Origin of the sequence: Nocardiopsis yanglingensis (genome assembly GCF_045809185.1) — a bacterium.
GTDB classification, from domain to species: Bacteria; Pseudomonadota; Gammaproteobacteria; order Xanthomonadales; family Xanthomonadaceae; genus Stenotrophomonas; species Stenotrophomonas yanglingensis.
Genome location: NZ_JBJNRH010000005.1, coordinates 168319 through 180103, shown reverse-complemented (window position 1 = coordinate 180103; position 11785 = coordinate 168319). Strand labels below are relative to the sequence as shown.

Here is an 11785-nt window from a genome sequence, read left to right as displayed (position 1 = left end):
TTCCAGATGGAGATCCCCCATGACCGTCGAGATTGTCGACCCGGCCACCGGCCTGGTGACCTACCGCCACGAACTGATGGGTGCTGCCGACATCGAGCATCGCCTGCACGCCGCCGCCGATGCCTTCCCCGGCTGGGCCGAGCGCTCGCTGCAGGAGCGGGGGGCGATCCTCAAGCAGATCGCTGGCCAACTGCGTGCGCGGCGCGATGATCTGCAGCAGGCGATGACCCGCGAGATGGGCAAGCTCAAGGCCGAGGCGCTGGCCGAAGTGGACAAGTGTGCCGCCGCCTGCGAGTACTACGCCGACCACGCCGCCGACTACCTCAAGCCGCAGCTGATCGATACCGAAGCCCAGCGCAGCTATGTGCGCTACGAGCCGATCGGCTGCGTGTTCGCGGTGATGCCGTGGAATTTCCCGATCTGGCAGGTGTTCCGTTTCCTCGCCCCGGCGTTCATGGCAGGCAATGTGGCCCTGCTCAAACACGCCAGCAACGTGCCGCAGTGCGCCGACCTGATCCTGGCGGTCTGCCGTGACGGTGGCCTGCCGGACGGCGTGTTCGACGTGCTGCACATCGACAACGACCAGGCCGCCGAGGTGCTGCGCGACACACGGGTGAAGGCGGTAACACTGACCGGCAGCGAACGGGCGGGGCGCTCGATCGCGTCCAATGCCGGCAGCCAGCTGAAGAAATCGGTGATGGAACTGGGCGGCAGCGATGCCTTCGTGGTGCTCGACGATGCCGACCTCGACAAGACCGTGGCGGCGGCGGTGAAGTCGCGCTTCGACAACAGCGGGCAGACCTGCATCGCGGCCAAGCGCTTCATCGTGGTCGATGCGGTGGCCGATGACTTCACCCGGCGCTTCGTTGAAGCTGCGGGCGAACGCCTGTACGGCGATCCCAATGAGCGTGGCACCACGCTGGCGCCGATGGCGCGCGCGGACCTGCGCGACGAACTGCACAAGCAGGTGCAGGCCAGCGTGGCCAAGGGTGCGCGGGTGCTGGTGGGTGGTGAGCCGATTGCGGGCACGCATGCCGGGTATCCGGCGACCGTGCTCGATCAGGTCGGCCCGGGCATGCCGGCCTACGACGAGGAACTGTTCGGGCCGGTGGCTGCGGTGATCCGGGTCAAGGACGAGACCGAGGCATTGCGCGTGGCCAACGACACCCGTTTCGGCCTGGGCGGCAGCGTGTGGACACGCGACCCCGTGCGCGGTGAACGTTTCGCCCAGCGCATGGAATGCGGCGCCGCGTTCGTCAACGCCATCGTCAAGAGCGACGCGCGGTTGCCGTTCGGTGGCAGCAAGCAGTCCGGCTTCGGTCGGGAGCTGGCCGACCACGGCATCCATGAGTTCATGAACATCAAGACCGTCTACGTGGCTTGATTCCCAACGGTAGTGGCGGGGGGGGGGGGGGGCGGGGGGGGGGGGGGGGGGCCCCCGCCGCCCCCACACCACGCGGGGGGGCCCCCACCCCCACACGGGGGGGGGGGGGGGGGTTTGGGGGGGGGGCCGCCCCGCGCCCGGCACTACCCAAGGCGGGTCATGCGCCACGACCAACGGTCGTGGCCTACCGGCGCGGTGGGTATCGACCGTTGGTCGATACGCCCTACAACCACTTCGCGCGCTTGAACAACCGGTACAGCCCCACGCACACGCCACCCACGCCCACGATCATCAGTGGGTAGGACCACGGTTCACTCAGCTCCGGCATGTGGCTGAAGTTCATGCCATACCAGCTGGTGATCAACGTCGGCGCCGCCAGCAGCGCGGCCCATGCACCCAGCCGCTTCACCGTCTCGCCCTGTGCCAGCGTCACCAGCGACAGATTCACGCTCAGAGCGGTGCCCAGCATTTCGCGCAGGGTGTCGATCACATCGCTGATGCGCACGGCGTGGTCGTGCACGTCGCGCACGTACAGCTTCACTTCGTCGGGGATCAGTTCGCCCTGGTAGCGGCGCAGTTGCGCCAGCACATCCTGCAGCGGCGCCACCGCCATCCGCATCTTGTTCAGTTCGCGCTTGAGCTCGTACAGCCGCACCACCGTGCTGCGCTTGTAGTTGTCCGCAAAGATGTCCTTTTCCAACAGGTCCAGGGTGTCGCGGAAGCGGTGCACGATCGGCAGGTAGTTGTCGACCACGAAGTCGGTCACCGCGTACAGGCAGTACGACGGGCCCATCTTCAGCAGCTGCGGCTCGCGTTCCACCCGCGCACGCACCGGCGCGTAGGACAGCGAGGCACCGTGGCGCACCGTGACCAGGAAGCGAGGGCCAAGGAAGGCGTGGGTTTCGCCGTACTGGATGCGTTCGTCGACCATCTGTGCGGTGGTTACCACCACGAACAGCGAATTGCCGTAGGTCTCGACCTTGGGACGCTGGTGCGCGTTGCGCGCATCCTCGATGGCCAGGTCGTGCAGGCAGAATTCCTCCTGCAGTTTCAGCAGTACATCGTCGTTGGGGTCATACAGGCCGACCCAGACGAAGCCGTTGCCGCTGGCGATGACATCGCTGATGGCATCCAGGCTGATGTCGTGGCGTTTGCCCTCGTCATCGTAGTGGACGCAGTTGATGACGCAGGCAGGGTTGGCCGAAGCAGGGGCGGAAGCGGAGGCGGGCAGTGACATGCCCGCCATCGTGCGTCAGTGCCGTGTTTCCGACAAGTGAGGACGCCGCCCCAGCACCCAGGCCAGCGCCACGTGCACCGGCAGCAGCAGCACGATCCACTGCACGTTGTACTGTGCCTGCAGGCTCAGCCAGTGCAGCACCATCGCGGCCACTGCCTGTACCGCCAGCAGCCACAGCACGATCCTGAACATGCGGCCCGGCACGCGCCGGCGCAGCAGGGCGATCGCACCCGGCAGCAGCAGCACCGCCAGCGGCGAGAGCAACAGCAGGTTGCGGTTGGCCCAGGCGGCGTAGTGGATGCTGAAGCCCCACAGGAACACCAGCACGCCACCGAACAGGGCGCACAGCAGCCAGAACGGCAGGGCCAGCCCCGCCAGCAGGCGCGGGCGGTTGCGCAGCGCCATCACGCCAGCCGCGACTACCAGGCCGCACAGCAGCCACGGCCACCAACGGCGTGCGAACTCCTTCGGCTCCGGGTCGATGCGGTGCGGCAGCAGTTCCTGTTCGGACTGCACCAGCGGACGCCCATCGCTGTTGCGTGCCTGGCGCAGCGCATCGGCCAGACGCATCGGCACAAACGCTTCCTGCCAGCGCGACAGCGGCTGGTCGGCGAACGGCCCGAGGCCTACATCGAAGCCCAGCCACATCCACGGTGCCGGCGATGCCAGGCGAACCGATTCACTGCGGTAGGTATTGCCGCGCGAGCGCCCCGACAGCTGCGACTGCAGGCCGCCACCCAATGCCTTGTCCACCGTGTCGCGCACCATCGTGGCGCAGTTGGCGGTGTAGTAATCGTAGTGGTAGCGCGCGTTCTCCGGCTTGGCCCGCTCGGCCAGGTCGGCCGCCAGCGCACGCGCCTGATCCGGGCGCAGGTCCAGCCACTGCACGCTGGCGCCGCGGCCGGTCTCGTCGTAGTACGACAGGTCCTGCTGCAACGGCAGCGCCACCAGGTAATACATCATGTCGCCGCGTGCGAAGCGGCTGATGAAATCGTCCTCGGACGGATCGAAGTAGCCGAAGTTGTACGAGGTCGCCTCGCCGCTGACCGGATCGAGCACGACGATGGCGTCGTGGCCGAAGCGTTCGAAGAACACGGTGCCCGGCTGCATGGTCACCACGCCGATGCGCGGAGCAGGGGCTTCAGCGTTGGTCGCAGGTACGGCAGGTGTGGCTGCCGCCGGCTGCGCGAAGGCGGCCAGCGGCAGGGCCATGGCCACCACGCACAGTGCCAGCCACACCGTGAGGATCATGCCGCGGCGCTTCAAGCGTCGTCCTGCGCGTCCGGCGGCAGCACGGTCACGTGGAAGGCCTGTACCCGGCGCGCATCGGCGCGGGCCACGCGGAACATGAAACGGTCCAGCGCCAGCTCGTCACCGACTTCCGGCAGGTGACCCACGGCCTCGGTGACCAGGCCGCCGATGGTGTCGTAGTCCTCGTCGGAGAAGGTGGCACCGAAGCGCTCGTTGAAGTCACCAATCGGGGTCAGCGCGTCGACCACGTACTGGCCGTCGGACTGGATGGCGATCTGCGCCGAGGGATCTTCAGCCTCGTCATGCTCGTCGTCGATCTCGCCGACGATCTGTTCCAGCACGTCCTCGATGGTGACCAGGCCGGCGACACCGCCGTACTCGTCCACCACGATGGCCATGTGGTTGCGCGACAGACGGAATTCCTTCAGCAGCACATTGAGCTTCTTCGCCTCCGGGATCAGCACCGCCGGGCGCAGCAGCTCGCGCACGTTGGCCGGGCCGTTGTCGGCAACCACGCCGCGCAGCAGGTCCTTGGCCAGCAGGATGCCAAGGATGTCGTCCTTGTTCTCGCCGTGCACCGGGAAGCGTGAATGGCCGGATTCGACCACCTGCTTCATCAGTTCCAGGAAGGGCGCTTCTACCGGCAGCGAGACCATCTGCGAGCGCGAGATCATCACGTCGCCCACGGTCAGCTCGGCGACCGAAATGGCGCCTTCCATCATCTTCAGGGTATCGGCGGCGATCAGACCCTCTTCCTGCGCGGTGTGCAGGACAGCGACCAGCTCGTCGCGGGTATGGGGTTCGCCGGAGAAGGCGGAGGTCAGGCGTTCAAGCCAGCCGCGCTTCTTTTCACTGTGCTCCGCAGGGGAGCTACTACTGTCGTCTTCTGACATCTCTGGAAAAAAGGCACCCGGCAGGCCGGGCGTTGGCCCAAGTCTAGCAGGATGTGACGGCCTGTCAGTGACTGCCGGTGGCCGGGGCAGGGGCGGCCGGGGCCGGCTCGTCCTCGGGCAGGTCCAGGCTGTAGGTGCAGCCGGCCAGGGTCTTGCCGGGGTGGGAGGCCACGGTGGAGACGCTGAGGATGATCGACTCGATCTGGGCCTCGCCGGTCTTCGGGTCGGTCACGTCGCGGCTGACCACCTCGCGGCCGGCCATGAACTTGCCGTTCTGGTCGTAGCCGGTCTCCAGCGCCAGGCGCTTGGCCAGCGGGCGTGGGTCGGCCTGGTCGAGGACGGCCATGATGCTGGCGCCGGCCACCGCCACCCGCTCGGTCTGTTGGCCGAAGACGGTGATCGGGCTGGCCAGCCGGTACTCGCTCATGAACTGGTTGCCCTGCGGCAGCGGCTGCAGGCCCTGGGCCACGGCCTTCAGCGGATCGGCCAGCAGCGGCGCCAGCGCGGCCTGCTCGGCCACGCCCTGGCGGCATTCGATCAGGGCCGGCAGGTCAAGACTGGAGGCGAGGGCCGAAGGCACCGCAAAGGCACACAGCAGGGGCAGGCAGCAACGCAGGGACACGGGCAGGTTCCGCAGTCGGGCCGGACATCATAACGGTGACGGGCGCGGGTTCTCAGCCTTGTTGCGGCGGCGGCCGCGGGTCAGCAGGGCACGTAGACCCATCACCGGCAGCGTGAGCAGCACCGCCTGCATCGAAACGTGGAGGACCGTGACCAGCCCGCGGGCCGCGAACTGCAGCAGGCCCGTTTGTTCGAACCAGGGCATCAGTGCCGGTTCGGCGGCCTTTGCCAGTGGCACGTACATTGCGCAGAGCGCGTACAACAGCCAGAGTGAGGCGGTTGAGGCATGGAAGAACGGCAACGTCGCCGCCGAGCGTCGCAGGCGCTGCTGGACTACCACGCGCCAGGCCACAGGCGCGGTGAGCGCGCCAATCAGCATCAGCAGCAGGGCCCCCGTCACCAGGCCCGTCGTGGTGCTCATCCCGTGCCGCTGTTGCAGCAGATGAGGCCCGATCCCGCCGACGACCAGGCTGGCAATGACGCACGCCGGTGACAGCAGTGCCAGCGTGCGCAGCAGCCAGTGCTGCCCGCTGGGGGCGCGTGCACTTACACGGCGAACGGCATGCGCGCCCAGCACCAGCAGAATGGCGAGAAGGCCGGCAGCCATCATGATCGTCATGAAGCCGTTCCCTGGGTTCATCCTTTTTCCTTCCGCGTCCTGGCCGGTGTTGAACAATAGCGCAGCGCATGGGCTGGCACTCAGCCCGGGCGCAGTCAGGGCGGATTCCGGCGCGTGGTCGCCGGGTACCAGCGCAGCCTGACCGGGTAGCCCAGCTGCACCTGCAGGTGGTCGCGCAGGGCCGCTGCGGTCGCGCGGTTGGCTGGGGTATCCCGCAGCTCAACCTCCAGCTCCCCGGTCTTGACATCCAGGCTATAGCCGAACAGGTCGGGCAGCTGGGCCCGCAGCCAGTCCCGCTGTGCATGCAGGCGGCGCGTCATCTCCGCTTCGGTCATCGCGGCGCCGGTGATGTAGTGCACACGTTGCGGGCCATCCGCCCCTGGGTGTGTCTCATCGGCCTCGGGTGCGGCGCCTGTCAGTCGCACCACAACGTTCCAGCCCCTCGCATTGTCCACCCAGATGCCGGCCAGACGGGCCGCGTGCCGCGCTTCCAGGCGCTCGATCAGCGCCCGCTGCTGGGCGGTGGCGACGGTGTTGCGGGTGTCGCGCTCGCTGCTGCCGAAGAACGCCCGTAGTTCGGCGACCTTTGCGGCGATGTCGGCCTCGCTGTCGCTGGTAGGGAACGGTGAAGGACGGTCAGGATCGGGCATCAGGCCTGCCCCGGACTGCAGTAGCGCGGCAAGCACAAGTGCGGGCAGGGTCATGCTGCGCTCCTCTTCCGTGAGTGCGTGGGCCCGGAACAGAGCCCGGTGTCAGCGCTCGCCCGCGTACGGGTCGGCGATGCCCAGCTCGGCCAGGATGTCGCGCTCCAGCTGCTCCATCGCCTCGGCTTCCTTGTCGTCCTCGTGGTCCCAGCCAAGCAGGTGCAGCACGCCGTGCACGGTCAGGTGCGCGTAGTGGGCGTTGAGCGCCTTGCCCTGTTCGTCGGCTTCGCGGGCCACCACCGGTGCGCAGATCACCAGGTCACCGAGCAGTGGGAACTTGACGCCCTTGGGCAGGCCTTCGGGCACTTCGGCCGGGAAGCTGAGCACGTTGGTCGCGTAGTCCTTGCCGCGGTAATGGCGGTTCAGCGACTGCCCTTCCTTGGTATCGACCACGCGGATGGCCAGATCGGCCTCGCGGATGCGGCCCTTCAACGCGGCGGCCACCCACTTGCGGAAGCTCACTGCCGCCGGCAGGCCGGCACGCGGCAGGGCATAACTGACGGCGACGTCCAATCGCACGGGGCCACGGGTCATGGAGTTGCTCCTGGTTGGATCTGATGCAGGTCGCGGCGGTCGTAGGCGCTGACGATGCGCGCGACCAGCGGGTGGCGGACCACGTCACGGGATTCGAAGAAGGTGAAGCTGACGCCCTCGACCTCGCGCAGCACGTCGATGGCGTCGCGCAGGCCGGACTTCACATGCTTGGGCAGGTCGGTCTGGGTCAGGTCACCGGTGACCACCGCAGTGGAGCCGTAACCCAGGCGGGTCAGGAACATCTTCATCTGCTCGATGGTGGTGTTCTGCGCTTCGTCCAGGATCACGAACGCATCGTTGAGCGTGCGGCCGCGCATGTAGGCCAGCGGCGCGATCTCGATGACGTTCTTCTCCAGCAGCTTGACCACCTTCTCCACGCCCATCATCTCGTACAGGGCGTCGTACAGCGGTCGCAGGTAGGGATCGACCTTCTGGCTCAGGTCGCCGGGCAGGAAGCCCAGCTTCTCGCCGGCCTCCACCGCCGGGCGCACCAGGATCAGGCGCTGCACCCGCGATTCGTTCAGTGCTTCGACCGCGCTGGCTACGGCCAGGAAGGTCTTGCCGGTACCGGCCGGGCCGATGCCGAAGTTGATGTCGTGGGTGGCGATCTGGTGCAGGTAGCGGCCCTGGTTGGCACCGCGGCCGCGTACCGTGCCGCGCTTGACCTTGATCGCCACCTCCTGTGCTTCATAGGAGCGCTCGGCGATCTGCTCGACATTGGCCTGCGCCAGGCGCAGATGGATGGCGTGGTTGTCGAAGGTGGTTTCGCCGGCTTCGGCGTACAGCGCTTCAACCAGCTTCTGCGCCTCGACGATGGCCTCGTTGGGCCCGCTGATGCGGAACACGAAGCCACGATTTGCGATCTCCACACCGAGCTTCAGCTCGATCTGGCGCAGGTGCCCGTCGAAGGGGCCGCACAGGTTGGCCAGTCGCTCGTTGTCTTCCGGCGACAGGGTGAAGTCTCGATGCTCGATGCTTTTCATTGCTTGGGGTGGGGCGGGTTCGCCGTCCACCGCGATGGACTCGGGATGACAAGGTTACGCGCGTGCCGGGCGGGCGGCCAGCGCGGGCATCGGAACGGTGTGGCGCCAGACGGTTTTCCACACCGGGTGTGGACCGGCGTTGCGGAAAGCTGTGGATAGCCCTTCGCAGCGCTTGTGCCACAAGCATCATGAGGGGCTGGTGAAAAAACCGTCACGACCTGCAGTCGCTCCTTCCCCCGGGAACGGCGGTACAGGGAGGTGGGGCAGCGGGCCGTGCATTCCCGTTCAACCCGCCATCCGCACCGGCATGTTCCTGATGGCGGGGCATGTTCTGCTGCCAAACGAGCAAGGGGGCCTTGTTTCGCCGGTTTTCCACACCGGTTGTGGAATGATGCTGAATCAACCTGTGGATAGGTGGTGCGGAGCCTTGCAGCGAAAGGCCCGCCAGCGTGTGGTGAAAAAACCGTCAGGTCTGATCGGGATCATTGTGGGTGCACGGGGCGCATGCCACCGTGGCGCCGTCGCAGGAGGGGATGGCATGGGCATCGGCAACGGGATGCGGGGAATCGGACTGGCGGGTCTCGGCCTGCTGGCAGGATGTGGCCCATCAACGCCGCACGCGCTGGGGACGCTGGAGTGGGACCGGATCACGGTGCCGGCACCGGCGGCCGAAGTGATCGCTGCGGTGGAGGTGCGCGAGGGGCAGCCGGTCAAGGCGGGCACCGTGCTGATGCGGCTTGATCCCGCCCGTGGCGACGCACAGTTCGCCGCCGCACAGGCCGATACGCTGCGCGCGCAGGCACAGCTGGAAGAGCTGGAGATCGGTCCGCGCCAGGAGCAGATCACCCAGGCCCAGGCCCAGCTGGCCGCGCTTCGCGCCCAGGCCGTCGAAGCCAGCGCCTACTATCGCCGGGTGCAGCCGCTGGCACGCCAGCAGCTGGTGGCTGCCGCTGAACTGGATCGTGCACGTGCCGCCGCCGGCAACGCCGAGGCCAGCGCGCGCGCGGCCGAGCAGGCTTGGCTGGAGCTGGTGCACGGCAGCCGGGTACAGGACATCACCCAGGGCAAGGCCGCGGCCGACGCCGCACGCGCACAGCAGGTGGTGCAGGGCGTCAACCTGCAGAAGCTGCAGCTGCGCGCACCGCGCGATGGTGTGGTCGATGCCTTGCCCTACCGGCAGGGCGACCAGGCGCCGATCGGTGCGCCGTTGGCGGTGATGCTGGTCGGTGAGCGTCCCTATGCGCGCGTCTACCTGCCGCAGCCGCTGCGCCTGCAGGTGAAGGTCGGTCAGGCCGCGCAGATCCAGCTGGAAGGTCGGAGCATGGTGCTGAAAGGGCGCGTGCGATCGATCCGCAGCGAACCGTCGTTCACCCCGTACTACGCACTGACCGGCGACGACGTCGAGCGGCTGAGCTATCTGGCTGAAATCGAAGTGACCGAAGCCACCGACATGCAGAAGCTGCCGGCCGGCCTGCCGGTGCAGGTGCGCTTCTGAACACCGGCGACGACATCGCGGTGCACGCGCAGGGGCTGACCCGTCGCTTCGGCGAGCTGCTGGCCGTGGACAACGTCGACCTGACCGTGCCGCGTGGCCAGGTCTATGGCTTCCTGGGCCCGAACGGGTCGGGCAAGTCGACCACCATCCGCATGCTGTGCGGCCTGCTTGAGCCGAGCGCTGGGCAGATCGAGGTGCTGGGGTTGGCGGTTCCCGAGCAGGCCGAAGCGCTGCGCCGGCGCATCGGCTACATGACTCAGCGCTTCTCGCTGTACGAAGACCTGTCGGTACGCGAGAACCTGGAATTCCTTGCCGCCATCCAGGACCTGCCACGCGCGCAGGCGCAGCAGCGCGTTGATAGTTTGCTGCAGCAGTACCGGCTGCAGGACCGCCAACCACAACTGGCTGGCACGCTCAGTGGTGGGCAGAAGCAGCGCCTCGCCCTGGCGGGTGCCGTGGTGCATTCGCCCGAACTGCTGTTCCTGGACGAGCCGACCAGCGCGGTCGATCCTGAATCGCGCCGCGATTTCTGGGAGGCCCTGTTTGAACTTGCCGACGCCGGTACCACCGTGCTGGTGTCGACGCATTACATGGACGAAGCCGAGCGCTGCCACCGGCTGGCGATCCTGGATCGTGGTGCGCTGGTGGCCGATGGCACGCCGGCCGAACTGTGCGCACGGCTGGACGGCCGCACGTTGCAGGTCACGTCGGCGCAGCCGCGACAGGCCAGCCGCGCACTGTCTGAGCTGCCCGGCGTGCTGAGCGTGGCGCAGATCGGCACCCAGCTGCGAGTATTGTGCAGCGAGGATGTCGCGGACGCCGTCGCATTGCGGCGCGCGCTGGCCAGCGCCGATCCGCAGGCCCGCATCGAGGCGGTGGCGCCGAACCTGGAAGACGTGTTCGTCGCCGCTACCCGCGGCCGTGGCAGGGAGCCGGCGGCATGAACCTGCGCCGGCTGTGGGCGATCATGCTCAAGGAGCTGCGCCAGCTGCGCCGCGACCGCATCACGCTGGCGATGATCGTCGGCATTCCGGTGATGCAGCTGCTGCTGTTCGGCTACGCGATCAATCTCAACCTGCGCCATCTCAACGCTGGTGTCGCCGACCAGGCCAACAGTGCGGCGTCACGCGCGCTGGTGCAGGACATGGTCGCCACCGGCGTGATCACGCCGCGCAGCGAGGCGTACACGCCCGATCAACTGATGCAGGCGCTGCGCCGTGGCGAAATCAGTGTCGGCATCGTGGTGCCGGCCGACTTCGAGCGTCGTCGCTTCGATGGACGCGAGGCGGTACAGGTGCTGGTCGATGGCAGCGACACCGTGGTGCAGAGCGCAGCGATCCAGCTGGCACAGGTGCCGCTGGATTCGCGTCCGACCAGCAACACGCGTCCCCTGCGCGAAGGCAGCATCGCCAGTGGTCCTATCAGCGTGACCAGCTTCTACAACCCGCAGCGGCGTTCGGCGGTGAACATCGTGCCGGGCCTGATCGGGGTGATCCTGACCATGACCCTGGTGATGTTCACGGCGGTAGCGGTGGTGCGCGAACGCGAGCGCGGCAACATGGAACTGCTGATCGCCACACCGGTGTCGCGCAGCGAACTGATGGTGGGCAAGGTGCTGCCCTATGCAGCCATTGGTCTGCTGCAGACCACGCTGGTACTGGTGCTGGGCACCTGGCTGTTCCAGGTACCCATTCGCGGCAGCCTGCTGGACATCTACCTGGCCGCGGTGCTGCTGGTGCTGGCCAACCTGGCGCTGGGCCTGCTGATCTCCACGCGTGCGCGCTCGCAGTTCCAGGCGATGCAGATGACGCTGTTCCTGTTCCTGCCGTCGATCCTGTTGTCGGGCTTCATGTTCCCGTTCGCCGGCATGCCACGGCCGGTGCAGTGGCTGGCCGAGGTGCTGCCGCTGACCCACTTCCTGCGCCTGGTGCGCGGCATCATGCTGCGCGGCGCCTCGCTGTGGGAGTTGTGGCACGACGCGCTGGCGCTGCTGGCCTTCATCGTGGTGATGATGACCCTTGCCATCCTGCGTTTCCGCAAACGATTGGATTGAGGCATGCCGAC

12 protein-coding genes are annotated in these 11785 nt (G+C 67.5%); 4 read left to right on the top strand and 8 right to left on the bottom strand.

Annotation, left to right across the window (positions count from 1 at the left end; genetic code table 11):
* The first annotated feature begins 19 nt into the window (after nt 1-19).
* Nucleotides 20-1384 (top strand): NAD-dependent succinate-semialdehyde dehydrogenase, encoded by a 1365-nt coding sequence (locus tag ACJ7C5_RS09885; protein WP_412703775.1) that lies wholly within the window; start codon nt 20-22, stop codon nt 1382-1384.
* Nucleotides 1385-1607: 223 nt separating this feature from the next.
* On the opposite strand, the gene ACJ7C5_RS09880 is transcribed toward ACJ7C5_RS09885, so the two are convergent.
* The 8 genes from ACJ7C5_RS09880 to ACJ7C5_RS09845 form a co-directional block, all read right to left on the bottom strand.
* Entirely contained in the window at nt 1608-2621 is a 1014-nt protein-coding gene (locus ACJ7C5_RS09880; protein WP_412703774.1) for a magnesium and cobalt transport protein CorA, read from the bottom strand.
* Nucleotides 2622-2636: 15 nt separating this feature from the next.
* On the bottom strand, nt 2637-3887 hold the full coding sequence (locus ACJ7C5_RS09875) for a lipoprotein N-acyltransferase Lnb domain-containing protein (protein ID WP_412703773.1): 1251 nt from the start codon (nt 3885-3887) through the stop codon (nt 2637-2639).
* Nucleotides 3884-4765, bottom strand: a complete 882-nt coding sequence (locus ACJ7C5_RS09870) for a CorC family transporter (protein ID WP_005408827.1) — start codon at nt 4763-4765, stop codon at nt 3884-3886. Before ACJ7C5_RS09870 ends, ACJ7C5_RS09875 begins: the two co-directional genes overlap by 4 nt.
* 64 nt (nt 4766-4829) lie before the next feature.
* Nucleotides 4830-5387, bottom strand: a complete 558-nt coding sequence (locus tag ACJ7C5_RS09865; RefSeq protein ID WP_094000133.1) for a hypothetical protein — start codon at nt 5385-5387, stop codon at nt 4830-4832.
* A 27-nt stretch (nt 5388-5414) separates the two neighbouring features.
* Nucleotides 5415-6005, bottom strand: coding sequence for a hypothetical protein (locus tag ACJ7C5_RS09860; protein WP_412703772.1), 591 nt, complete (start codon nt 6003-6005; stop codon nt 5415-5417).
* A 95-nt stretch (nt 6006-6100) separates the two neighbouring features.
* Nucleotides 6101-6709 (bottom strand): hypothetical protein, encoded by a 609-nt coding sequence (locus ACJ7C5_RS09855; RefSeq protein WP_125430859.1) that lies wholly within the window; start codon nt 6707-6709, stop codon nt 6101-6103.
* Nucleotides 6710-6757: 48 nt separating this feature from the next.
* A complete protein-coding gene (ybeY, locus tag ACJ7C5_RS09850) occupies nt 6758-7243 on the bottom strand; it encodes an rRNA maturation RNase YbeY (RefSeq protein WP_057500243.1) in 486 nt (161 codons plus the stop codon).
* Complete coding sequence (locus ACJ7C5_RS09845) at nt 7240-8226, bottom strand: PhoH family protein (protein ID WP_412703771.1); 987 nt, start codon at nt 8224-8226, stop codon at nt 7240-7242. Before ACJ7C5_RS09845 ends, ybeY begins: the two co-directional genes overlap by 4 nt.
* A 538-nt stretch (nt 8227-8764) precedes the next feature.
* On the opposite strand from ACJ7C5_RS09845, the gene ACJ7C5_RS09840 reads away from it, so the two are divergent.
* The 3 genes from ACJ7C5_RS09840 to ACJ7C5_RS09830 are packed head-to-tail and all read left to right on the top strand — an operon-like array spanning nt 8765 to nt 11774.
* Nucleotides 8765-9721: an HlyD family secretion protein gene (locus ACJ7C5_RS09840; RefSeq protein WP_412703770.1), complete on the top strand. Its 957-nt coding sequence runs from the start codon at nt 8765-8767 to the stop codon at nt 9719-9721.
* A 20-nt stretch (nt 9722-9741) separates the two neighbouring features.
* Complete coding sequence (locus ACJ7C5_RS09835) at nt 9742-10665, top strand: ABC transporter ATP-binding protein (protein WP_125430865.1); 924 nt, start codon at nt 9742-9744, stop codon at nt 10663-10665.
* Nucleotides 10662-11774, top strand: coding sequence for an ABC transporter permease (locus tag ACJ7C5_RS09830; protein WP_285316849.1), 1113 nt, complete (start codon nt 10662-10664; stop codon nt 11772-11774). The genes ACJ7C5_RS09835 and ACJ7C5_RS09830 overlap by 4 nt, the downstream gene beginning before the upstream one ends.
* The last annotated feature ends 11 nt before the right edge of the window (nt 11775-11785 follow it).

What these genes read in the sequence shown, in the direction of transcription:
- ACJ7C5_RS09880 (WP_412703774.1), bottom strand. Translation starts at nt 2,621, where the DNA reads ATGTCACTGCCCGCCTCCGCTTCCGCCCCTGCTTCGGCCAACCCTGCC.
- ACJ7C5_RS09885 (WP_412703775.1), top strand. Translation starts at nt 20, where the DNA reads ATGACCGTCGAGATTGTCGACCCGGCCACCGGCCTGGTGACCTACCGC.
- ACJ7C5_RS09870 (WP_005408827.1), bottom strand. Translation starts at nt 4,765, where the DNA reads ATGTCAGAAGACGACAGTAGTAGCTCCCCTGCGGAGCACAGTGAAAAG.
- ACJ7C5_RS09860 (WP_412703772.1), bottom strand. Translation starts at nt 6,005, where the DNA reads ATGACGATCATGATGGCTGCCGGCCTTCTCGCCATTCTGCTGGTGCTG.
- ACJ7C5_RS09855 (WP_125430859.1), bottom strand. Translation starts at nt 6,709, where the DNA reads ATGACCCTGCCCGCACTTGTGCTTGCCGCGCTACTGCAGTCCGGGGCA.
- ACJ7C5_RS09845 (WP_412703771.1), bottom strand. Translation starts at nt 8,226, where the DNA reads ATGAAAAGCATCGAGCATCGAGACTTCACCCTGTCGCCGGAAGACAAC.
- ACJ7C5_RS09840 (WP_412703770.1), top strand. Translation starts at nt 8,765, where the DNA reads ATGGGCATCGGCAACGGGATGCGGGGAATCGGACTGGCGGGTCTCGGC.
- ybeY (WP_057500243.1), bottom strand. Translation starts at nt 7,243, where the DNA reads ATGACCCGTGGCCCCGTGCGATTGGACGTCGCCGTCAGTTATGCCCTG.
- ACJ7C5_RS09830 (WP_285316849.1), top strand. Translation starts at nt 10,662, where the DNA reads ATGAACCTGCGCCGGCTGTGGGCGATCATGCTCAAGGAGCTGCGCCAG.